Source organism: uncultured Psychroserpens sp., assembly GCF_947500255.1.
GTDB lineage: Bacteria > Bacteroidota > Bacteroidia > Flavobacteriales > Flavobacteriaceae > Psychroserpens.
Genome location: NZ_CANMRL010000001.1, coordinates 1,209,559 through 1,234,338, shown reverse-complemented (window position 1 = coordinate 1,234,338; position 24,780 = coordinate 1,209,559). Strand labels below are relative to the sequence as shown.

Annotated in this window: 19 protein-coding genes and 1 tRNA gene; 11 read left to right on the top strand and 9 right to left on the bottom strand. The window is 33.6% G+C overall.

The genetic code is table 11. The features are described from left to right. Window positions 1-155: 155 nt before the first annotated feature. Window positions 156-764, bottom strand: coding sequence for a superoxide dismutase (locus tag Q0783_RS05340; protein ID WP_230934734.1), 609 nt, complete (start codon window positions 762-764; stop codon window positions 156-158). A gap of 113 nt (window positions 765-877) precedes the next feature. Between Q0783_RS05340 and Q0783_RS05335 the strand changes: the two genes are divergently transcribed. The 5 genes from Q0783_RS05335 to Q0783_RS05315 all read left to right on the top strand — a co-directional run bounded on the left by Q0783_RS05335 (window position 878) and on the right by Q0783_RS05315 (window position 10,410). Further along, the gene (locus Q0783_RS05335) at window positions 878-4,033 is read left to right on the top strand and encodes an exodeoxyribonuclease V subunit beta (protein WP_298893818.1); all 3,156 of its coding nucleotides are present in this window, start codon (window positions 878-880) and stop codon (window positions 4,031-4,033) included. A 22-nt stretch (window positions 4,034-4,055) separates the two neighbouring features. Then, window positions 4,056-5,249, top strand: coding sequence for a glycine C-acetyltransferase (kbl, locus tag Q0783_RS05330; protein ID WP_298893816.1), 1,194 nt, complete (start codon window positions 4,056-4,058; stop codon window positions 5,247-5,249). A gap of 125 nt (window positions 5,250-5,374) precedes the next feature. Beyond that, entirely contained in the window at window positions 5,375-6,733 is a 1,359-nt protein-coding gene (locus tag Q0783_RS05325) for an OmpA family protein (protein WP_298893815.1), read from the top strand. Window positions 6,734-6,803: 70 nt separating this feature from the next. Beyond that, window positions 6,804-9,566, top strand: a complete 2,763-nt coding sequence (locus tag Q0783_RS05320) for a PD-(D/E)XK nuclease family protein (protein ID WP_298893814.1) — start codon at window positions 6,804-6,806, stop codon at window positions 9,564-9,566. Window position 9,567: 1 nt separating this feature from the next. Continuing rightward, window positions 9,568-10,410 (top strand): alpha/beta hydrolase, encoded by an 843-nt coding sequence (locus Q0783_RS05315; RefSeq protein WP_298893813.1) that lies wholly within the window; start codon window positions 9,568-9,570, stop codon window positions 10,408-10,410. A 13-nt stretch (window positions 10,411-10,423) separates the two neighbouring features. Here Q0783_RS05315 and Q0783_RS05310 read toward each other — a convergent pair whose 3' ends face one another. The 3 genes from Q0783_RS05310 to Q0783_RS05300 are packed head-to-tail and all read right to left on the bottom strand — an operon-like array spanning window position 10,424 to window position 14,387. Further along, on the bottom strand, window positions 10,424-12,868 hold the full coding sequence (locus tag Q0783_RS05310) for a TonB-dependent receptor (RefSeq protein WP_298893812.1): 2,445 nt from the start codon (window positions 12,866-12,868) through the stop codon (window positions 10,424-10,426). Window positions 12,869-12,906: 38 nt separating this feature from the next. Next, window positions 12,907-13,812 carry a FecR family protein gene (locus Q0783_RS05305; RefSeq protein WP_298893811.1) on the bottom strand — a complete coding sequence of 302 codons (906 nt, stop codon included), beginning with the start codon at window positions 13,810-13,812 and terminating at the stop codon, window positions 12,907-12,909. 50 nt (window positions 13,813-13,862) lie between these two features. Beyond that, the gene (locus tag Q0783_RS05300; protein WP_298893810.1) at window positions 13,863-14,387 is read right to left on the bottom strand and encodes a sigma-70 family RNA polymerase sigma factor; all 525 of its coding nucleotides are present in this window, start codon (window positions 14,385-14,387) and stop codon (window positions 13,863-13,865) included. Between the two features lie 237 nt (window positions 14,388-14,624). Between Q0783_RS05300 and Q0783_RS05295 the strand changes: the two genes are divergently transcribed. After that, on the top strand, window positions 14,625-15,692 hold the full coding sequence (locus Q0783_RS05295) for a LamG-like jellyroll fold domain-containing protein (RefSeq protein WP_298893808.1): 1,068 nt from the start codon (window positions 14,625-14,627) through the stop codon (window positions 15,690-15,692). A gap of 805 nt (window positions 15,693-16,497) precedes the next feature. Here Q0783_RS05295 and Q0783_RS05290 read toward each other — a convergent pair. Both Q0783_RS05290 and Q0783_RS05285 read right to left on the bottom strand, forming a co-directional pair. Continuing rightward, window positions 16,498-16,571, bottom strand: a tRNA-Ala gene (locus tag Q0783_RS05290). Window positions 16,572-16,576: 5 nt separating this feature from the next. Continuing rightward, complete coding sequence (locus Q0783_RS05285) at window positions 16,577-17,371, bottom strand: universal stress protein (protein ID WP_298893805.1); 795 nt, start codon at window positions 17,369-17,371, stop codon at window positions 16,577-16,579. A gap of 54 nt (window positions 17,372-17,425) precedes the next feature. On the opposite strand from Q0783_RS05285, the gene Q0783_RS05280 reads away from it, so the two are divergent. The 4 genes from Q0783_RS05280 (at window position 17,426) to Q0783_RS05265 (ending at window position 20,629) form a co-directional block, all read left to right on the top strand. Then, entirely contained in the window at window positions 17,426-17,926 is a 501-nt protein-coding gene (locus tag Q0783_RS05280) for a GNAT family N-acetyltransferase (RefSeq protein ID WP_298893804.1), read from the top strand. Then, window positions 17,923-19,257, top strand: coding sequence for an MATE family efflux transporter (locus tag Q0783_RS05275; protein WP_298893803.1), 1,335 nt, complete (start codon window positions 17,923-17,925; stop codon window positions 19,255-19,257). The genes Q0783_RS05280 and Q0783_RS05275 overlap by 4 nt, the downstream gene beginning before the upstream one ends. Before the next feature lie 150 nt (window positions 19,258-19,407). After that, window positions 19,408-19,860 (top strand): 6-carboxytetrahydropterin synthase, encoded by a 453-nt coding sequence (locus tag Q0783_RS05270; RefSeq protein WP_298755832.1) that lies wholly within the window; start codon window positions 19,408-19,410, stop codon window positions 19,858-19,860. Window positions 19,861-19,870: 10 nt separating this feature from the next. Next, window positions 19,871-20,629, top strand: coding sequence for a UDP-2,3-diacylglucosamine diphosphatase (locus Q0783_RS05265; RefSeq protein WP_298894167.1), 759 nt, complete (start codon window positions 19,871-19,873; stop codon window positions 20,627-20,629). Between the two features lies 1 nt (window position 20,630). Here the strand turns inward: Q0783_RS05265 and Q0783_RS05260 are convergent, their stop codons facing one another. The 3 genes from Q0783_RS05260 to Q0783_RS05250 are packed head-to-tail and all read right to left on the bottom strand — an operon-like array spanning window position 20,631 to window position 24,056. Next, on the bottom strand, window positions 20,631-21,920 hold the full coding sequence (locus Q0783_RS05260; RefSeq protein WP_298893802.1) for an MFS transporter: 1,290 nt from the start codon (window positions 21,918-21,920) through the stop codon (window positions 20,631-20,633). Between the two features lie 2 nt (window positions 21,921-21,922). Then, window positions 21,923-23,611, bottom strand: coding sequence for a single-stranded-DNA-specific exonuclease RecJ (recJ, locus tag Q0783_RS05255; RefSeq protein WP_298893801.1), 1,689 nt, complete (start codon window positions 23,609-23,611; stop codon window positions 21,923-21,925). A 22-nt stretch (window positions 23,612-23,633) separates the two neighbouring features. Further along, on the bottom strand, window positions 23,634-24,056 hold the full coding sequence (locus tag Q0783_RS05250) for an OsmC family protein (protein WP_298755823.1): 423 nt from the start codon (window positions 24,054-24,056) through the stop codon (window positions 23,634-23,636). Between the two features lie 58 nt (window positions 24,057-24,114). On the opposite strand from Q0783_RS05250, the gene Q0783_RS05245 reads away from it, so the two are divergent. Continuing rightward, entirely contained in the window at window positions 24,115-24,717 is a 603-nt protein-coding gene (locus Q0783_RS05245) for a carboxymuconolactone decarboxylase family protein (protein ID WP_298755821.1), read from the top strand. The last annotated feature ends 63 nt before the right edge of the window (window positions 24,718-24,780 follow it).

Below are 24,780 nucleotides of genomic sequence, written 5' to 3'. Positions count from 1 at the left end.
GTAGGTTAAGTTTATGGTAGATTTGGGGCAAAAAAGGTGAACTCTCGTTCACCTTTTTTCATTTTTAGTCGGTTCTTAAATTAGTTTTTATTGCCAAAGCATAAAAAAAGCAAACCCAAAATGAGTTTGCCTTATTTCTATTTGTAAGACGTTAATTATTTAGCTTCAGCATAACGTCTCTCAACTTCGTTCCAGTTGATTACTTTAAAAAATGCGTCAATATAATCTGGTCTTCTATTTTGATAGTTCAGGTAATACGCATGTTCCCATACATCTAATCCTAAAATTGGTGTACCTCCACATGATACTCCTGGCATTAATGGATTATCTTGATTTGGCGTAGAACACACCTCAACTTTTCCGCCTTTATGAACACATAACCAAGCCCATCCAGACCCAAATTGTGTTGCTGCTGCTTTACTAAATGCTTCAACAAAAGCATCTTTTGAACCAAACTCAGCGTCAATGGCATCTTTCAACTCTCCAGAAAGATAACCTCTATCTTCTGGATTCATCACATCCCAAAATAACGAATGATTGTAAAATCCACCTCCATTATTTCTAACTCCTTTATTATTCATATCGAGATTACCTAAGATATTCTCAATAGATTTCCCTTCTAAATCTGTGCCTTCTATAGCAGCATTTAGTTTAGTAGTGTATCCGTTATGATGTTTTGAGTGATGTATTTCCATGGTACGCGCATCAATATGTGGTTCTAATGCGTCATATGCATATTTTAATTTCGGTAATTCGAAAGCCATAATATTATTGGTTTTATTGTTAATATTTAATTCCATCAAATTTACGCATAAAACAGCGCAATTAAAAATATTAAATACCTATGAACTCATAGATAGTTTTTATAATTTTAAGCGTGCAAAATCAATCACCTTTTACTATATACAATGCCTCAGCTGGAAGCGGAAAAACCTTCACGTTAGTAAAAGATTATCTTAAAATTTTATTTCAATCTAAGAGTAAATTAGCATTTAGAAACATTCTAGCACTCACCTTTACAAACAAAGCTGTTAGTGAAATGAAAGAGCGTGTTATAGATATGCTCAAACTATTTTCCGAAGCAGACATTATAGAATCACCAAATAGTATGTCTAAAGTATTGGTTGAAGAACTTGATATTGATTTACAAGAACTTCACAATAGATCAAAAATAGTATTGCAGCGTATTGTACATAATTATGCTGCTTTTGATATCTCTACTATTGACAAGTTTAATCATAAGCTCATTAGAACCTTTGCTTACGACCTCAAACTTCCAATAAATTTTGAAGTAGAATTAGACGCTGCAACACTGCTCGGAAAAGCAGTTGATAAACTCATTGATAAAGCCGGAAGCGACCAAGAGCTAACTAAGGTATTGGTTGATTTTGCTTTTGAAAAAATGGATGACGATAAAAGTTGGGATATCTCTTATGACTTAAATGCCATTGCACCACTATTAGTTAATGAAAATGAAATCCCATATCTAGACAAGTTAAAAGATAAAAGTTTTGATGATTTTAAAGCCTTAAAATCCAAACTACAAAAACAGAAAACCGAAGTTGAATATCAAATTATAAATGTAGCTCAAGCCACATTAAATCTTATAGAATCTAATGGTTTGGATGTTGAAGACTTCACCAGAAAAACATTACCAAATCATTTTAAAAAAGCTCAAAGTCTAAATTTTTCTGGACTTTACAGCAATAAGCTGCAAGACAATTTAGCATCTAATACTTCAATCTACAACAAAACGCTTGATATTGAAAAGGCAACAACAATTGATCGTTTGCTTCCAGAAATAGAAACTAACTATTTAACTATTAAAAGACTCGTTTACACTTCAAAATTTTTAAAAAATGCTTTGAAAAACATTATACCATTATCGGTTTTAAGCGCAATAGGCAAGACACTCCAAGAGATCAAAGATGAAGATGACTTATTGCTTATTTCAGAATTTAACAACCTTATTAATAATGAAATAAAAGAACAACCTGCACCTTTTATTTATGAACGAATAGGCGAAAAATTTAAGCACTATTTTATTGATGAGTTTCAGGACACTTCTGGCTTACAATGGAGTAATTTAATTCCATTGGTCAACAATGCTGTATCTGGTGAAAACCTAAAAGGAGAAATAGGAACAGCGATGTTGGTTGGTGATGCTAAACAAGCAATTTACAGGTGGCGAGGAGGACGAGCAGAACAGTTCATTGATTTGTATTCTGAAAAAGAGAAGCCATTGGCCATAGATCAAGATGTGAGAGATTTAACATTCAATTACAGAAGCCACAAAACAATAGTGGAGTTCAACAATGCTTTTTTTGATCACATTTCAAATTTTGCATTCTCTAATCCTGACCACCAATTCATCTATAAAAATGCACAACAAGATGTGTTCTTAGAAGCAACTGGTTATGTTGAATTATCGTTTTTAGATACTAAAAGCGAAGACAAAAATGAACGATACTGCGAAGCCGTTTTAAACACCATTAAAAAAGTAGAACGTCAAGGTTTTAAAAGAAAAGATATATGTATAATAGTTAGAAAAACGAAAGAAGCAATCGCCATTGCTGAGTATCTTAGCGATTTAGATATTGATATTATTTCTTCGGAAACTTTACTACTTAAAAACGCTCCCGAAATTCAATTTATAAATCACCTCATCACCTTAAGCTTACAGGCTCAAAATGATGAAATCAAAATCAAACTTCTCAATTTTATTGCAGCAGAAAAACTCAAGTCGATTAATAAACATGAGTTCTTTAGTCGTCTCATCCATTTAAAACCAATGGCTTTATTTGAAGCGTTAAATGGTTTTGGTTTTCAGTTTAATTACAGTGAGTTTTTACAATTACCTATATATGAAGCCGTAGAAAGCATTATTAGAGGATTCCATTTAAATGAAACCTCTAATGCTTACATTCAATTTTATTTAGATGAAGTATTTGATTATTCACAAAAATACAATGCAAGTTTTTCGGGCTTTTTAGACTATTGGGATCGTAAAAAAGATAAATTAAGTATTGTTTCTCCTGAAAGTGATAATGCCATTCAAATTATGACCATTCATAAGTCTAAAGGTTTAGAATTTCCGGTGGTGATTTTCCCTTATGCCAATCAGGATATTTATTTTGATATGAGCCCTAAAGTGTGGTTTCCTGTGGACGAAACTCTTTTTGAAGGCTTTTCAAATTTATATGTCAATTTAAATAAAGATCTTGAAGAATTTAATGATTTGGGCGCTCAAATTTACAGTGATTATCGAGCACAATTAGAATTAGATAGTCTTAATTTACTCTACGTAGTTTTAACCAGAGCCATTGGTCAACTCTATATCATATCAGAATATGATGTTGATAAAAGTCAAATAGAAAAGCTAACACATTATTCAGGGTTATTTATTAATTATTTAAAAACAATTGGTATATGGAATGACCAACAAAGGCAATATGCTTTTGGTGAGGCTAAAAAAGTTTTGGAAGAAGCTGAAGACATTAATCTAGATACCATTGAACAACACCAATTTATTTCAACCAAAAAAGAAGAGCTTAACCTTAATATCATTACAAGTTCTGGCTATTTATGGGATACTGCTCAAGAACAAGCAATAGAGCGCGGTAATTTGGTTCATCAAATTATGGCACTTATTAAAACAAAACACGATGTTGATTTTGCCATAGATCACTTTTTAAGCTCTGGGTTTATTAATTCGGAGCAATCTAAAACCCTCAAGGATATTATACATAATCTTGTAAATCACAAAGATCTAAAAACACTCTTCGAAGATCATCTAACAGTATATAATGAGAAAGATATTATTTCAAAAAAAGGGAAATTATTACGACCAGATAGGATTGTCATCAATTCTAGCAATCAAGCCGTTATAGTAGACTACAAAACAGGTTTACAAGATTCTAGTCATAAAGAACAACTCTACGATTATCAATTTGTTTTAGAAGAAATGGACTTCGAAGTCATAAAAAAAATTCTAATTTATATTAATGATGATATTACCATAAAAGAATTCTAAATTTGTAAAAAATCAATCAATCATGTACGGAAAAATACAAGAACACTTACAAAATGAAATAGCAACCATAAAAAATGACGGACTTTTCAAAGAAGAACGCATTATTACATCCCCTCAAGGTGCAGAAATTACGCTGAGCACGGGACAAACTGTTTTAAATTTTTGTGCTAACAATTATTTAGGATTGTCGTCACATCCAGAGGTTATTCAAGCCGCAAAAGACACTATGGACTCTCATGGTTTTGGAATGTCTTCTGTACGTTTTATCTGTGGAACGCAAGACATTCATAAAGAACTTGAACAAAAGATTGCCGATTTCTACGGAACCGAAGACACAATCTTGTATGCTGCTGCCTTTGATGCTAATGGTGGTGTATTTGAACCGCTATTGGGAAAAGAAGATGCTATTATTTCAGATTCTTTGAATCACGCTTCTATCATCGACGGAGTGCGTTTATGTAAAGCAGCCAGATACCGCTATGCTAATAATAATATGGCAGACCTAGAGCAGCAACTTATTGCTGCTAATGAGAATGGCGCACGTTTTAAAATTATTGTTACCGATGGTGTGTTTTCTATGGACGGGTTAGTTGCCCCATTAGACAAAATATGTGATTTAGCTGATAAATATGATGCACTTGTAATGATTGATGAATGTCACGCTACTGGCTTTATTGGCGAAACTGGAAGAGGAACTTTAGAAGAAAAAGGTGTTTTAGGACGAATAGATATTATTACTGGAACATTAGGAAAGGCAATGGGTGGCGCTATGGGTGGCTATACAACCGCAAAAAAAGAAGTAATTGAGATATTACGACAACGCTCTAGGCCTTATTTATTCTCTAATTCTTTAGCTCCAGCAATAGTTGGCGCGTCAATTAAGGTTTTTGATATGCTAGCAAACGACACAACCTTAAGAGACACTCTAGAAAGCAATACTAATTACTTTAAAAAAGGAATGAAAGAAGCAGGTTTTGATATTATTGATGGAGACTCGGCAATTGTGCCTGTTATGTTATATGACGCGAAACTATCGCAAACTATGGCAAAAATGCTGTTGGATGAAGGTATTTATGTCATTGGCTTCTTTTTCCCAGTAGTACCGCGAGAGAAAGCTAGAATACGCGTACAACTCTCAGCAGCTCATACAAAAGCACATTTAGATAAGGCTATTGAAGCATTTATTAAGGTTGGAGAAAAACTTGAAATTATTTAAAATCAGTCCAAACTCCTTATTTTTAGTACCAATAATCAATATTTTTATATATTTGTCTTTGTTAATAAAATTTAACAACTTACTTTTGCCTTTAATTAACACTTAAAATTAAAATTATTTAGAATATGAAAAATCTTAGCAGATTATTATTCGTTTTGTTATTATCATTAAGCTTCAGTGCTAATGCGCAAGATCAAAACAACCCGTGGAAATTTGATATCGGTGTCAATGCTGTTGACCTTTATCCTGTTGGAGAAGAAGCGCCATTAGGTGACTACTTTGACGAATTCTTTAACGCAAACGATCACTACAACTTTTTACCTTCTTTATCTAGATTCTCTGTATCGAGATATTTAAGTGATGGGTTTAGTATTTCTGTAGCAGGTTCTCTTAACCAAATTAAGAAAATTGGAGATTCTAGAGCAGACGACTTATCTTACTATGCTGCTGATGGAACCATTTCTTACAGCTTTGCTGATATCATTAACTCATCAACTGTTGACCCTTATTTAGGTGTTGGTGGTGGTTACACTTGGGTAGATGAAATTGGTGCTGGTACATTAAATGGTACTTTAGGTCTTAATGTTTGGTTTAACGATAACTTAGGTTTCAACGTTCAAACTTCATATAAGCACGCTTTCGAAGATTACCTTCCTAAGCACTGGCAACATTCTGCTGGTATCTCTATCAGATTTGGTGGAAAAGATACTGATGGTGATGGTATCTACGACAAAGATGATGCTTGTCCAGACGTTCCTGGTTTAGAAGCATTCAATGGATGTCCAGATTCTGATAACGATGGTATCGAAGATTCTAAAGATGATTGTCCTAACGAAGCTGGTTTAGCTGAGTTTAACGGATGTCCAGATTCAGATTCTGATGGTGTTGCTGATAAAGATGATGATTGTCCTACAGTTGCTGGTTTAAAAGCCTTAAATGGTTGTCCTGATGCTGATTCTGATGGTGTTGCTGATAAAGATGATAACTGTCCTAACGAAAAAGGTCCTTCTGCTAACAAAGGATGTCCTTGGCCTGATACTGATGGTGACGGAATCTTAGATAAAGATGATCAATGTCCTAACGAAGCTGGTACTGTTGCTAACAACGGTTGTCCAGAAGTTAAGCCAACTGAGCCTGTATTAAAGCAATTAAATGACTACGCAAGATCTATCTTGTTTGATTCAGGAAAAGCGTCTTTCAAAAAAGAAACTGATGCTGTATTACAAGCAATGGTAGCTATCTTTAAAGAATACCCAAGAGCAGATTTCTCTATCGACGGTCATACTGATAGTGTAGGTTCTAAAACAACTAACCAAGCTTTATCTGAAAGAAGAGCTAACGCTGTTAGAGATTACTTAATCGCAAACGGAATTAGTGCAGACAGATTAACTGCTAACGGTTACGGTGAAGATTATCCTATCGCTACTAACAAGACTAGAGCTGGTAGAAAAGAAAACAGACGTGTAGAAGTAAAACTTAAGTAATAAGTTTCACTACAAACATAAATAAGTAAAAAAACGCTCCGAATATCGGAGCGTTTTTTATTTTTATATAATGAGAACATTCATAGACGACGTTATTGTAAATTTATTAGAAACCGATCATGATATTTCTCAATTGACCTTTGTTTTGCCTAGTAAACGTGCTGGTACATTTCTAAAGGAAGCCATATCACGTCATGTTAACAAAACCATTTTCTCGCCCGAAATACTATCTATTGAAGAGTTTGTAGAAACACTTTCAGATTTTCAATACGCTACTAATGCAGAACTCTTATTTGAATTTTATGATGTCTACCTCAAACACACTCCAAAACAAAATATAGAGTCTTTTGATCAATTTTCTAAATGGGCTCAATTGTTACTTCAAGATTTCAATGAAATTGATCGTTATCTAATACCACCAAACCATGTCTTTGACTATTTATCTGCCATAAAAGAAATAGAACATAAGCATTGGTCTTTGGATGAACAGCCTACACAATACATTAAGAACTATTTGCTCTTTTGGAATCGTTTAAAAATATACTATGCCCAATTTCAGAAACAACTTAAACATAAGAAAAAAGCCTATCAAGGTCTCGTTTATAGAGAAGCCGTAAACAATATTGAACAATACATCGCATTACATACAAATAAAACATTTGTATTTGTTGGCTTTAATGCACTCAATAAAGCTGAGGAGATCATAATTCAGGAGCTCTTACAACAAGAAATGGCATTGATCTATTGGGATATAGATAAAACATTTATAAATGATCCTATTCATGATGCGGGATTATTTACGAGATACCATAAACAAAACTGGAAATACTTTAATAAACATAATTTTAATTGGGTTGGAGAATCCTATACTGAAAAAAAAGACATTCATGTTATTGGAGCTCCAAAAAATATCAGTCAGGTAAAATATGTTGGAGAACTCCTAGAACGCATTTATAATGAGAAAGGTCATCTTCAAAATACAGCTGTTGTATTAGGTGATGAAACTTTGCTGTTGCCATTACTTAACTCCATTCCAAAATCAATAACTACGATAAACGTCACGATGGGATTACCTTTAAAAGTTATTCCATTAGCTTCATTATTTGAGGCACTATTCGGTTTACATAAATCACTTTCGGAGGCTTTGTATTATAAGAACGTGATCGATATCTTATCCAATCAATTTGTTACACCTTTATTTCAAACTGAAACAGCTAATGTAGCTGAACACATTATAAACCAAATACAACTCAATAATAAAGTATTGCTTACTGTCGAAGATTTGAGCGATATAGCACCTAATCACAAAGCACTTTTACACCTGTTGTTCGATTCTTGGAATGATAACCCTAAAACCGCCATAAGCTGTTGCATTAAGCTTATCGCTAAGATCAAAATCAACCTAGATCAAGACAAATCAAACAACTTATTAGCTCTAGAATATCTCTATCGTTTTCATCAGGTATTCAATAGTCTAGATACTTTAAATAGCTCTTTTTCTCATATTAAAGCCATTGTCACACTATTTAGCTTATATCGAGAGCTCATTAAGAGTGAAACATTAGACTTTAAAGGAGAACCTTTAAAAGGTTTACAAATTATGGGAATGCTAGAGTCTCGTGTTTTAGATTTCGAAACTGTTATCATAACATCTGTCAATGAAGGCATTTTACCAGCAGGGAAAAGCTATAATTCGTTTATCCCTTTTGATGTTAAAATAGAAAACGAGCTACCAACCTACAAAGAAAAAGATGCGGTTTACACTTATCATTTTTATCGCTTATTACAACGTGCTAAAACAGCTTATATATTATACAACACAGAACCTGATGTTCTTAATGGTGGTGAAAAAAGCAGGTTCATCACACAATTGGAAGTTGATAAAACACATGATATAAAACAGTATCTAATTTCGGCTCAAGTGCCTACAATAGAACAGCAATTACAACACATTCAAAAGACTTCAGACATAATAGAAAAATTAGATAAGGTGGCTCAAAAAGGTTTTTCTCCATCGTCATTGACCAATTATATTCGTAATCCAATTGATTTCTATTATGACAAGGTACTCGGTATTAAGCAATATGAAGACGTTGAAGAAAGCGTTGCCTACAATACATTGGGAACTGTCATCCATAATACACTTGAAGATTTTTATAAGCCATTTGAAAATCAGGTTTTGACAATAGAGGCTATCAAAACAATGAAATCTAAGATTAGCTCGACAGTACATCACCATTTCAAAGCTGAATTTAAAGAAGGAGACATCACCTCTGGCAAAAACCTCATCATTTTTGAAATAGCACAACGTTATATATTGAATTTTTTAAATTTGGAAATTGAGGACATAAGGCAAGGAAATGAAATCAAAATCATTGCTATTGAAACCGAAAACAAAGTGCCATTATACCTAGAGAATCTTTCAAAAACTGTAATGCTAACTGGTAAAGTAGATCGTGTTGATGCCTATAATGGAACCATAAGAATAATAGATTACAAAACTGGTCGAGTAGAATCTAGCAAAGTAGAAATCGTTGATTGGGAAGCGATTTCAACAGATTACGATAAGTATAGTAAAAGCTTTCAAATATTGATGTACGCTTTTATGATGCAAAAATCATCAAAGATTAGCCTTCCAGTAGAAGCTGGAATTATTTCATTTAAAAATTTAAGTTCTGGCTTATTAAAGTTTGCCACAAAACCATCTTCAAATAGCAGAACTAAAGCTCATTCAATTACCGAAGAAACGTTGAATGCTTTCGAAATTGAGCTTAAAAAATTAATTACTGAAATTTATAATTTAGATATAGATTTTATAGAAAAAGAGGTGTAATATGATCGTTAAAAATCAAGTCTTATATCGAGAAGAGAAAAAACCGATAGTTTGGGATGCTTTTTTTAATCCTAACGGAAAGAAAAAAACAGTAGTCATTTTTTGTCATGGATATAAAGGCTTTAAAGATTGGGGTGCTTGGGATCTGGTCGCACAACAGTTTAGTGATCATGGACTGTTTTTTATAAAATTCAACTTTTCCCATAATGGTGGAACCGTTGAAAATCCTATTGATTTCCCAGATTTGGAAGCCTTTGCCCAAAACAATTATACAAAAGAACTTGATGATCTAAACGATCTTTTAAATTTCACAACTTCTGAAGCATTTGAATATAAAAACGAGATTAATAAAAGAGAGATTACTTTAATTGGTCATTCAAGAGGTGGAGGAATTTCTATCATCAAAACGTCTGAAGACAATCGCATCTCAAAATTGATCACTTGGGCAAGTGTAAGTAGTTTTGGCAAGAGGACCTCCACTACAGGTGATTTGGAACAATGGCGAAAAGATGGTGTAAAGTATGTGTTAAATGGAAGAACCAAACAACAAATGCCACACAACTATCAGTTCTATGAAGATTTTAAAGCCAATGAAGAGCGCTTTCATATAGAATCTGCTATACAACGAATTACTAGCCCAGTTTTGATTATTCATGCTCAAGATGATCCATCGGTAAAATTTGAGGAAGCTGAAGCTTTAGATTCTTGGTGTTCCATCAATCAACTCATTTCTATTGAAAACTCCAACCATGTCTTTGGAGCACGTCATCCTTGGAACGAAAATCATTTACCTAAGGCATTAGAAATTGTAGTTCATGAAACGATTGCTTTTATAACTTCATAAAATTAATCGCTACTTAAATAAATAGCTTAAATGATATATTAGGTGTAAACCCTAATGAGAATCGTTGAATCACCTGCTCCAATATAATTTCCCGTTCTTCAGGTGTTTCACCCGTCGTACCTTCAATAGCAATACCGCCATCATCTAGAGGTTTGCGTTCGGCCTTGTAAATTAAATTTAATGGTTTTATTCTGTTGTAAATGTTTAAGAGTGATATCCCTAACTGAGCATCTGTTTTTTTAATCTTGAAATCATATAAAACCGAAGCATCCAATCGATGAAAACTCGGTAGTCTATCACTATTTATAGCGCCAAAGTTTACAACACCAGCATTTTCACCGTCAGCATCAATTTCTATAGTATAACTATTTACAGGAGTTATTGGTTTACCTGTTCTAATTTGCCATCCTAAAGCAAATTGCCAATTGTTTAGTTTAAACGAGTTGGAAATTCTAAATTGATGTGTAATGTCATTATTACCATTAAATTTAGATGGTGTGTCTTCTAAATTTAGAAACTGAAACGTTATATCATTAAAGGTATACCCTAGCCAAACTTTATAATTGTTTCGTTTATATTTTAATAAAATATCAACACCCTTTATTGTGCTTTCACCTTGTTCTAAGTTTTCTAAAGGATTACTAAAACCATTAGTAAATGTTGTTAGCCCTTTTAGTTCTTTGTAATAAAAATCAGCATCAATGTTTAAACTCTTATGATGATATAATAGACCTCCTGAAATTTGATTACTCGATAGTAATGGATACTGTTTATCATCCGACAATCGCCATAAATTGTTCTCTAAGCGCAATTCGGTATGGTTGAATTCTATTAATTGTGAAATAGGTTGGTTTCTTCTTTCAATGGCGATTTTTGATCTTAGGCGTTTGCTTAAAGCATATTCAAAATTAACTCGTGGCTCAATTAAAAATTCATTTAAACTACTATAATGCGAAAATCGCACACCAGCATTAATTAAACCTTTATTGTTTAGATTTATGGTATATTCTCCAAATAATGCGTTTTTTAGATTACTATCATCTTGCACTAAGACTTCTCTTTCAGATTCAATAGGCTTTTCTTTACTTATGGTGACGTCCAAATCGGTAAAAGACAACTGATAACCAAGTGTTAGTTTTTGAGATTCTCTAATTTGCGTAAATGATGTGAAATTTGCTCCAATTTCTGTAATATTGTTCTCTCTAATATTGACTTCGCTTAGATCTAAAATACCATCTCCTGTTTCATCTTTTATCTCATCATTCTGATAAAAAGAATTATACTCAGAAAAGTAAGCTGTAAGTTCTTCTTGCTGCTTTTCACTACTTTGATGCTTCCAGTTAAAACTTATCCCTTTATTTTGTGTGATTAGTGAATCTACAAGGACCTCATCTCCTCCTTTGAAATCAAAATCTAAACGATTTCTAGTGTATAATGCACTAAATTCTATATCATTTTTCTCATTTGGTTTTATAATCAGTTTGGTACTGATGTCAGCAAAATTAAATGTGTTATTGCTAGTTTCTGGACTAAAATCATCATCCGTTTCTAATTCAAGAATATTCCCATTAACATCTCTTGCAACACCGAAATTTGTAAAAATTTTATCGACATAACTATTATAAGTAGGCGTTTTTAATAGGTCTGAATATGACCGTCTTGCAAATAGATACAACCCTATCTTACTTGACAGTGGTGTTTTTACATAACCATTTATAGATAAACCATCGATTTCAAATCCCCCTTTAGTGTTTTCATGAATTTTATTACCACTAGAAATATCTATAATACCAGAAATACGATCACCATAGCTAGCGCTTGTTCCAGATCTATAAATAGTTGCTTTTTGAGTGGCAAAAGGATTAAATAACGAAAACATGCCGTAGAAATAACCCGTATTAAACAGTTTGATGTTATCGTATAATATTAAGTTTTGATCAGGAGAACCACCTCTAACCTGTATTCCTGTCGCCGATTCGTCTAAAGTTGAAATCCCAGGAATTAATTGAATACTTTGTGCGATATCAGTATTTACCATTCCAGGTAAAATCCCTAATCTTTCAGTATCTACAGCTATAGAACCATCTTTGTTCTTATCTATCCCATTTGTAACATATCCCAAAATAATTATATCATTTAAGGCTTCAATAGGGACTATTATATTATTATCTGTATGAGGTGTGACTATAATTTGATTTTCAGATATTTTTTCAAAAGTTAAACCCGTTTCACTTTCTAAAACTGATAAAAATTCAACCCAAGTAATTTGCTTTATATCAATAGTAACAAAGATGTCTTTGATAGCATCAGACGCAAATGAAATGGATATATTGTTTCGTTCTTGAAGCTCTTTTAATACTTGGGATAAAGAGGTTTGCGTGTACTTAAAATCCTGTTTTTGCTGCGCTACAATCGTCATAGAAAAAAAGAACACTAAAACGAAAAAATAATGCTTCATACTTGTTTGATTTGGAAATGCAAATTTAGACTTTTCAGTTATTCTGAAAGTATAATAGTTCGCTGCTCAGCTTTGTAATTTATGCCCATTGGAACCAATGTAGCTTTTAATGCAAGATTTAAATCCTTATGATCGAAACTTCCTGAAAACAATCTTCCAGTGTCAATGTTTTGATCATCAAAATTGATATCAAAATATTGGGTTAATTCCTCTAATACTAGATGTAAGGGTTGCTCATCAAATTTAGAAATACCTTTTTGCCACAAAGGTGATTCTTCATTAAAACTTAGATCTTCAATACGATCGTTATCAATTATTATTTGCATTCCTTGAGTCAAAATCTTCGAAAAAGATGAATCATTCAATTGAGCAAACTCTACTTTCCCTTCGTAACATTTCAACTCAAAGTATGATCGGTCTTTTATATTAAATTTAGTACCTAATACCTTTACTTGACCTTTCGATGTCTCTACTTTAAAATCATTGCTCTTAGTAATCACAAAATAAGCTTCACCATTCAAGTTTACTGTTTTATCGCTTGACCAAAAGAAACGTTTTAACGACAGACTAGAATTCGCATTTAAATATACTTTTGAACCATCTTCTAAAAGAATAGTTTGAGTTTCGCCAATTGCATTTGTGTAGGTTTTAGATGAATTAAAAAATACGCCTAATGCTATAATTAACATAGCAGCGACAGTAATTGTTTGCCAAAGACGAATTGTTTTAGTCTTAGCTTTGTTTTGTTTTAATTTCTGCTTTACCTCACGTAATGCCCTCTCTACATCAATATCAGGACCACTTAATAATTGAGACTCTATATTAATGAGTTTAAACTGCTTGTATGTTTTTGTGCTTTTAAAAGCGATAAGCTCCTCTTCAGACAGTTCCCCAGCTATCCAGCGTCCTAAAAAAGTATCATCTGTATCGTAATTGTTCATCATCTGTTTTAAGCTTCTAACTATAAGACATTTAAATTAAGCTTCACCCTATTTTATACTTTGATATGTGCGCCAAGTATCTCACGTAATTCCTTTAGTGCTTTACTCATTCTGCGTTCTATAGCCTTAACCGTTAAGCCTGTTATTTCGGCAATTTCTTTATAGGTTTTATCTTCTACCCTACTCAATAAAAAAACTTCTTTTTCCTTTGGGTTTAAGGTATTAATAGCTTGCTTTAACTTAACTCTAAATTCATCTATTTCAATCAAAAAATCAGGGCTTTCATAATCTGTATTTTCCTCAATGGTCTTTTGGTGTTTTAAAACCACTTTTTCATGTGCAACTTCATTTAAAAAGGAATGTTTTGAGGCTGAGTATATATAAGCCTTTGCTTTTGAATACATAATAGTAGCACAAAGTTTCCAGATTTTAATAAATACATTCTGAACAATGTCCTCAGCTTGATGCAAATTTCCACATTTATAATAAATGTACTTCGTTACCGGTTCATAGTACTTCCGAAACAATTCGTTATACACTTTTTCTTCGCAAATAGAAGGTTCTTTGTCTTGCATCATTTTCTAATGAGGGTTCAAAAATACTCAAAGCACTAAAATATATCACAAAAAAATAAAACGAAATTCTTATCGCATTTATTAGGTATGGTAATGGACTTAAATTCAATATTTTTTATTGAGAATTAATATTCGCTTTGGCCGTATAAATGTTAAAAAGCAAAAAAAATGAAAAAAAAATAGGGTAGGTCACGAATTACATGTCATAAGAGTAACAAACACTATTTAACCTATTTAATTATGAAAAAACAACTACTTTTTTTACTTACATTGGTATTTTTATGTCAAATTTCAACGGCCCAGACTGCTACAGGACTAGACTTTGATGGGCAAGTCGCTTCATGGGATTACATAGAAGTCCCTGATAATAATTCATTAGATTTCACCACAAGTTTTACGTTTGAAGCTTGGGTAAATTTTGACCAAGTAAATAGAACAACAGACGGATGGGATTGGGAATGTGTTTTTGCTAAGTCTAGGTACACTGAATCTTATGGACTTATGCTGTTAACAGATGGAGGTAATAAGATTTTTCGTTTTTATCACTCTGGATTTGGAGGTAATTTTACCGATTATATATGGAACTCGGTAACTACAAATCAATGGTATCACATAGCTGTAACTTTAAGCAGTACCGAAGTAAAGTTTTACATTGATGGTATAAATGTTCGAACTCAAGCCGGATCAGGAAGCTTAACACCTAATAATAACCCGCTTAGAATTGGCGCAGGTACTACTGCTGGAGGTGACCCATATCCGTTACAAGGTATGATGGATGAAGTTCGTTTATGGAGTTATGCAAGGACTGAGGCCGAAATTAATGCATCAATGGATTGTCAGTTAATTGGAGATGAAACAGGGTTAATCCTAAACTTTGATCTAAATCAAGGTACGGTGAATACAGATAATACAACGATTACTAGTGTTACCGACAAATCCTCAAATAACTTAGACGGTAATTTAGTTGGGTTTGAACTCATGAGTGTAGAAGGTAATTTTAGAGATACCTCAGCTAATGGTGTTTCAGGATCTTGCGATACCTTATCTGTTAATGAATCAGACTTTACAGAAAACAATATTGCTCTAGTGCCTAACCCTACAACTAATGGGACATTTAGAATTGAGCATTCAGGTAATTCCAAAATAGAAAAAGTATCTATTTATAATATTTCAGGAAAATTGATAAAGGAACACGCAAATATGATTGAAGGGCTACGTTTTGATATTTCAGAATTTGCATCAGGATTGTATTTAATAGAAGTCAAATACGCTGTAGGTACACTTACCAAAAAGCTTATTAAAGATTAATTTAAAGCAATCTTAAACGTTTAAATAAGGGAGAACTAGATTCGATTTAGTTCAAAATTAAACCCAGAACGAAAGTTTTGGGTTTTTTTATCATGTGTTATATCTCTTTATATCATTTACCTCTAGAGAAACTTATAAGCACCAGTATGCATATATTACGCGCTGGTACTTATTTCAGGTTTGTATAAAAACCAATACTTTTGGTTTATCAAATCATCATTGATAATAAGTATTAAGAAATGAAAAGGAATAAACATATAATAACCTCTTTTAAATTATTGTATTAGTAGCATAATATTTGGTTAATAGTAGAATCTTAGATTAATAACAATAATCTCTGATTTGCGACAAGAGGTTTTTCAGAGCCCATAGTTGTAGTGCTATACTATGGGTTCTTTCCTCTTAGATCAAAATAACATATTAATTACTTCTATGATGGTGAAAAGAACAGTTTCAGAACAAAGAAAAATAATACTATTCTTGATTTTATTTTACACATTTATATTAATAGGAATATTTATGTCGAATTAAATAGATATGCTATACGATGTAGTTAGTTAGAACCTTGACTTGAACCTCTTGTTTAAGGTTTTAAGCAATAAAGCCCTACATTTTACAGTTGGGCTTTTTGTTTTTAAATTACGCTTGGTGTGGAGAAGACGGGATTAGCCCGGCAGTTCCTCTATGATCCACTACTGCAAATGCAACGTCGTTTCCGATAAGAAATAATAAATCAAAACTAAAAATCTGATCAAGTAAACTTGTCAGATTTTTAGTTTCAATGCATTACAAGCTGCGCTTGATGTGGAGAAGACGGGATTCGAACCCGTGACCTCTTGACTGCCAGTCAAGCACTCTAGCCAACTGAGCTACATCCCCATTAATTATTTTAAACCTCTTAAAACCAATACGGGTAGAGCGCTACTAAAGTCTTTCTTAAAAATGGTACTCTTTTCCCATTTCTTTACAAAAAATCCACGCTTACGTCGCACAACACATAATAAGTCTGGATTATTATTTTTATAGTGCTCTAAAACACCTTGATAGGTCGTAGCGTTTTCACTAGTTGTCGTGTTTGTAATCAAACTAGCTAAATCTTCATCAACATCTAAATCGCCTTCATTGTAAAATGGTGTTTTTACCAAAAGTAAGTTAACCACTGCTTTAAATTGATTTTTTATAGCTTTTAACGGATCTAAAGCATCTTCTTTTCTAATTACTGCAGATTTAACCGCAAGTAAGATTTTTACAATTGGTTTATAAACATAACCTTCAGGAACAATCAATGCAGGAATATTAGTTTGCTTAACAATCTTTCCCGAAGTTTTTCCCAAATACACCTCATCTTTGATAGAGTTCGTTCGTGGCTCTAATAAAATGAGGTCAACATTTAATGCTTCACAAGCCAACTCTATGGTATCTACAAGTTTCCCTTTAAACGTTTTAACCACAATATCAACACCCTTTGTGTCTATTTTAGATACATGGCCTTTTAAAAACTCTAAACTTTCACGTTCTAAAATATGGTCAACTTTTATCATCGTTCCAGCTTTTGTGTATACATTATAAATTTGTGCCACATATAATTTAGCACCAAAAGCTCTAGCAAAATCTACGGCGTACTGTAAATGACTTTCTGCATTTTTAGAGGAACCGACTGGAACAAGAATAGACTTCATAATCAAATATTTAAAAGTAACTTTGTATAAATTTTTGCAAAGGTAACTATTAATATGATACGTAAAGCAACTCTAGCCGATATAGATGCAATCATGAACATAACAAAAGCATGTGCCGTGCATATGATTGATCAAAACATATTTCAATGGAATGAACATTATCCTAATAGAACTGCTTTTGAAAATGACATTAATCGAGATGAGCTTTATGTATTAGATATCGACAACAGTATTAGAGGCTGCATTGTCATATCTACATTCATGGATGAAGAATATGTACCAATGACATGGTTAACTCCAAATAACAATAACATTTATATCCATCGCTTAGCGGTTGATCCAAAGTATCAAGGACAAGGTTATGCACAACAATTAATGGACTTTGCCGAAACTTATGCCATAGAAAATAACTATACTTCTATTCGATTAGACACCTTCTCTCAGAACAAAAGAAACCAAAAATTTTACGAACTTCGTGGCTATCAACGCTTGGGTAATATTTATTTTCCGAAGCAAAGTATTTTTCCTTTTTATTGTTACGAACGTATTTTTTGAAAACAGCTATTACATTAAAAAACATCAACAAACTTGCTATTCCCGCATTAATCTCTGGGGTTGCTGAGCCTATCCTATCGCTTACAGATACTGCTATTATTGGTAACGTTGATTACAATGCTGCCGAAGCTTTAGCTGCTGTTGGAATTGTTGGTGCATTTATTTCAATGCTTATTTGGGTATTTGGACAAACCAGAAGTGCTATTTCATCAATTGTATCGCAACATTTAGGTGCAAATCAATTAGATCAGGTTAAAAGTCTTCCAGCTCAGGCTATCTTTTTAATCACTTCTATTAGTATTGTTATTATAGCTATAACATTACCGTTCTCATCTCAAATTTTTAATTTCTATAATGCATCTGGTCAAATACTGGATTATAGTGTTGAATACTATAATATTCGTGTTTTTGGGTTTCCTTTTACACTCTTTACCATTGCTGTTTTTGGCACATTTAGAGGGTTACAAAACACTTTTTACCCAATGATTATTGCTATAGTTGGAACCATAGTTAACATCGTTTTAGATGTTGTTTTCGTATATGGTATTGATGGAGTTGTCAATCCAATGCATATCCAAGGCGCAGCTTATGCAAGTGTTATTGCTCAGATTATCATGGCGCTTTGTTCGGCCTATTTTCTTCTGAAAAAAACCGATATCTCCTTACGAGTTACATTTCCGTTTAATAAGCAAATTAAGACCTTCTCTATCATGGTACTCAATCTGTTTGTGAGAACTTTAGCCTTAAATGCCACACTGTACTTTGCAACAAGTTATTCTACTTTATATGGGACACAGTATATTGCGGCATATACGATCGCCATTAACCTATGGTTTTTAGGCGCTTTTATTATAGATGGCTATGCGAGTGCTGGAAATATTCTTTCTGGAAAACTATTAGGTGCAAAAGACTATAAAAAATTGGTAGAATTAAGTCGATTTTTAATCAAATGCGGTATAGGTGTAGGTATTATTTTAGCCGTAATTGGATTAGTTAGTTACAGCTTTGTTGGCTCTATTTTCACTAAAGATCAAGAGGTCCTTAATGAGTTTTACAAGATTTATTGGATCGTTTTAGCTATGCAACCCTTATGTGCTTTAGCCTTTATTTTTGATGGAATGTTTAAAGGTATGGGGAAAATGAAATTTCTTAGAAACCTATTGCTACTATCCACTGGTTTGGTATTTATCCCTGTTCTATTATTGCTTGACAGTTATGACCTTAAATTATATGCAGTGTTTATTGCATTAACGGTTTGGATTATTGCCAGAGGCGTCCCTCTAATCATAAAATTCAGACAACTATTTTTATCGCTTTCCCAAAAGACGTAACTTTGGCGCATAATACATATTAAACTTAGTTTAATAGTTCAAAATATAGTCTATGGATATCATGTCATTTGTAAGCGGAAACGGTTTATTCCTTATTTTGGGGATAGTTTTGGTTATTGTTTATTTCTATAACCGTAACAAAAGACGATAATGAGTAACATTCGAATCACAAAGCAATTTTCTTTTGAAACCGGTCACGCCCTTTATGGTTATGACGGAAAGTGTAAAAATGTTCACGGTCACAGTTACCGCTTGGATGTAACTGTTATAGGACAACCTATTTCAGATAATACCAATGTAAAATATGGGATGGTTATTGACTTTGGTGACCTAAAAAAGATTGTTAAAGAAGAAATTGTAGATGTCTTTGATCACGCGACTGTGTTTAATAAAAACACACCTCATGTTGAATTAGCAAAAGAACTGAAAGATCGTGGGCATAATGTATTGCTCGTAAATTATCAGCCTACCAGTGAGATGATGGTTATTGATTTTGCTGAAAAAATCACGCAACGTTTACCAAATACTATAAAATTACACTCCTTAAAACTTCAAGAAACAGCAACCTCTTACGCAGAGTGGTATGCTTCTGATAATGACTAAGCCAACGCACATAAAAATTCCTGAAGGCAAGAAAATTTACTTTTCATCAGATAACCATTTGGGTGCTCCAAATAAGAAAGCGTCTTTACCACGTGAAAAAAAGTTTGTGGCTTGGCTTGATGAAGTAAAAAAAGATGCTGCTGCAATTTTCTTACTAGGTGATCTATTCGATTTTTGGATGGAATACCGTCGGGTAGTTCCTAAAGGGTTTACAAGAACCTTAGGAAAACTTGCTGAAATTAGCGACTCTGGAATTCCTATTTATTACTTTGTTGGTAACCACGATCTATGGATGAATGGTTATTTTGAAGAAGAACTTAATATCCCTGTATTTCATAAACCCAAAGAATTTGTGTTTAATGACAAACATTTTTTTATTGGACATGGTGATGGTTTAGGCCCTGGAGATAAGGGTTACAAACGGATGAAAAAAGTATTTACCAATCCTATTTGTAAATGGTTATTTAAACGCTTATTGCATCCCGATTTTGGAATTCGCATAGGACATTATATGTCTGTAAAGAACAAAATGATTTCTGGTGATGAAGACGCTAAATTTTTAGGTGAAGATAATGAGTGGCTTGTACAATATTGCAAACGAAAATTAGAAACTAAACATCGCGATTTTTTTGTATTTGGACACAGACATCTGCCTCTTGACATTGAACTGAATGAGCAATCAAAATACATCAATCTTGGTGATTGGATTAGTTATTATACCTATGGTGTTTTTGATGGTCAGCATATGGAACTAAAAACGTTTAAGTAGTTTAGTTCTCTTCTTTTTCATGGTCTTCCATATCTTTAGTCAGATCCAATTTAGGAAATGATGGCAATACAACTCCAGTCATAAGAACGGTGTACAAAGTCATGGTGCCTCCAAAAACAACAGCGCTAGCGGTTCCCATGAGTTTGGCTGTAAGTCCGCTTTCAAAAGCACCTAATTCGTTCGACGACCCAACAAACATAGAATTTACAGAAGAGACGCGACCTCTCATATGATCTGGTGTTTTTAATTGAAGAATAGTTTGACGAATCACCATAGACACACCATCGAAAACTCCACTAAAGAACAAAGCTACCACAGAGATCCAAAATATAGAAGAAAGCCCAAAAGCAATAATACTTAAACCAAATCCGAAAACAGCGATCAACAGCTTCATTCCTGCTTTTTTAACAATAGGAATATAAGCCGTAACTAACATCGTCAAGAATGATCCAACATTTGGAGCGGCTACTAAAATCCCAAAACCTTGAGGTCCAACTTTTAAAATATCTTCGGCAAAAACAGCAGCTAAAGCTATCGCTCCTCCAAATAATACAGAGACCATATCTAAAGTTAATGCTCCTAAAATTGCCTTGGTTTTAAAAACGAAATTAACGCCTTCCTTTAAACTTCGCCCTATGGGTTCGCCTATATTTGGATTAAGAATTGGTTTCTTTTTTATCTGAAATAACATAATCAAAGAAAACAGGACAAGTCCAAAGACAATACAAAGTGACCAATGCACACCCATTTGCTCATTCTCTCCTAACCATCCTATAGAAAATCCAGCAAAACTTACACCCAAAACTCGAGCCATTTGCCAGGTAGAACTGTTCCATGTTGCTGCATTCGGGTATACTTTTTTAGGTACAATTAATGCAACTAAAGAAAAAATAGAAGGCCCAAAAAATGAACGCAAAAGCCCTCCAAAAAACACAAAGGCATAAATAACGTACAATATCCTATTAACTGGCCATGTATCTGTAACTTCTTGGGACGTGACCCAAAACAATCCAAAACTAATTAATGAAAACAGAGCGATACAAACAGCTAATAAGTTTCGTTTCTCTTTTTGGTCTACAATATGTCCTGCAAATAAAGCCATTGTTAGCGCAGGAATAATCTCCATTAAACCAATAATCCCTATGTATAATGGATCTCCTGTTAATGCATAGACTTGCCATTCAATAATAATAAATTGCATAGACCATGCAAAAACCAAAGCAAATCGCACCAATATAAAGATGTTGAATTCTTTATAACGCAAGGCTGCATATGGATCTTTTTTTTCCATGCTTATGCTTTAATATCGCGTAATTTCAATTGCAAACTCACATGACCTTGCCAATGATTTTCATCAATAGAATACACGGCATTAAATAGTTTTTGGTTTTTAATAAGGTTTAGTTTGTCTCCTAAATTAAATCCAATACCCACAAGTTTATTATGGTCTTGAGTAGCTGTTAGTCGCAAATGCTTATCATCTTCTCCTACACATTTACCATAACCAGTATCTTTTAAATGTTCTGTCATGAAAATAGGTGTCATATTTCCTGGTCCAAAAGGTGCAAACTGACTAATAATTCTATAGAATTTTGGCGTAATATCACGTAACTCTATTTGCCTATCGATTTTAATTTCTGGAGTGAGTAAACTTCTATCAATGGTTTTGGTAACCTCATCTTCAAAGGCTTGCTTAAACGCTTCATAATTTTCCTCCTTAAGCGTTAATCCAGCCGCATATTTGTGTCCGCCAAATTGCTCAATATGTTCACTACAAGCCTGTAAAGCATTGTACACATCAAAACCAGAAACCGATCGTGCCGAAGCCGCTAACTTATTACCACTTTTGGTAAAGACTAGTGTTGGTCTATAGTAGGTTTCGGTAAGTCTAGAAGCAACGATTCCAATCACACCTTTATGCCATGTTTTGTCATAAACAACAGTTGTAAATCGCTCTTCTTCCTTATGTTCTTTAATTTGAAGTAACGCTTCTTCTGTAATACGTTTGTCGGCTTCTCTCCTGTCTTGATTAAAGGTATTGATCTCTTGAGCATGCTCTTGAGCGAGGGTTTCATTTGTTTCAGTTAATAAGCTAACAGCATAATTTCCATGCTTCATACGTCCGGCAGCATTAATTCTAGGAGCTACAATAAACACGACGTCTGTAATTGTGAGTTGGTCTTTTTTTACTTGCTCTATGATGGCTTTTATTCCTGGTCTTGGTTGTGTATTAATCACTTGCAATCCGAAATAAGCCAAAGCCCGATTTTCACCTACAATTGGTACAATATCTGCTCCAATTGCAGTTGCGACGAGGTCTAAATATTCTACAAGGTCATCGGTCGTTTTTCCCTCTTTTGAAGCTAATGCTTGAATAAGTTTAAATCCAACACCACAACCACAAAGTTCTTTAAAAGGGTACTCGCAGTCGTCTCGTTTAGGGTCTAAAACAGCAATAGCTTTTGGCAATTCAGCACCTGGTCTATGATGATCACAAATAATAAAATCAATGCCTTTTTCCGAAGCATAATTGATCTTGTCAATAGCTTTTACACCGCAATCCAAAGCAATGATAAGTGAAAACCCATTATCGTGAGCAAAGTCAATTCCTTTAAAAGAGATTCCATAGCCTTCATCATAACGATCTGGTATGTAGGTTGCGATTTGATCCGATTTGGTTTTCAAATACGACGACATTAACGCAACCGAAGTTGTACCATCAACATCATAATCACCATAAACCAAAATATTCTCGTCTTGAAGAAGCGCAGCTTCAATACGTGCTACAGCTTTATCCATATCTTTCATAAGAAAAGGGTCATGCAAATCATGAAAACTTGGGCGAAAAAATGTTTTGGCATCTTCATAGGTCTCTATGCCTCTTTGTACTAATAAAGACGCAATAGATATATCTACTTGTAATGCTTTTTGTAAAGTATCTACCGTTTGAGGGTCAGGTTTTGGTTTTAAAGTCCAACGCATATACTAATATAGAAAATTTTCGCTATACGTTGTGATAATGAATAGATGTTTTTACATCTGCAAATTTGCGGAACATTTCCATGACACCACAATATTTCTCTATGGAAAGGTCAACAGCTTTTTTGATCTTCTCTTCATCAAGATCTTTACCATACATGTGGTACTCTACCGAAACAGTATGGTAATATTTTGGATGTTCATCGGTAAGCTCGCCATAAGTGTCAATTCTAAAATCTGAAAAAGGTACTTTCATTTTCTTAAGAATAGAAACAACATCCAATCCAGAGCAGCCTGCTAGCGACGATAACATCATCGCTTTGGGGCCTAATCCAGAATTATGACCTCCGTGTTCTGGTGTTGTATCCATGGTAACTAGTTTACCATTAGGATTATCAGATTCAAATTGTAAATTTCCTTTCCAATGCGTGATAACTTTATGAGACATATCTGAAGAATTTTTCGTTTATTGTTATCTCAAAAATACCACTAAAAAAATCAAAAATATGCCATTAGTTACACCTTTATCTGCAGAACACGATCCAGAAACAAAACAACTTGCCGAATTTTTTAACGAGACTCTTGGGTTTTGTCCAAATTCAGTATTAACTATGCAACGTCGTCCTGCTATTAGTAAAGCATTTATCAATTTAAATAAAGCAGTTATGGCCAATGAAGGTCGCGTAACCTCAGCCTTAAAGCGTATGATTGCTTGGGTAAGTAGTAATTCTACTGGCTGTCGCTATTGCCAAGCTCATGCTATTCGTGCCGCAGAACGTTATGGTGCCGAACAAGAACAACTCGATAATATTTGGGAATATAGAACACATCCTGCATTTTCAGAAGCCGAGCGTGCTGCCTTAGATTTTAGTTTAGCTGCCTCTCTAGTGCCTAATGCCGTAAATGCTGATATCAAAAAACGTTTATATGAACACTGGAATGAAGGTGAAATTGTTGAAATGCTTGGTGTGATATCTCTATTTGGTTACCTCAACCGATGGAATGACTCGATGGGAACATCTATCGAAGAAGGCGCTGTTGAAAGCGGAGATCAATACCTAGGTAAACATGGCTGGGAAAGTGGTAAACATGATGGTTCTCAATATTAGCACATAAAACCTATAGAAAATATTGGAATACCAACAGTATTTAAGCCGACTTTAGGCTTAACT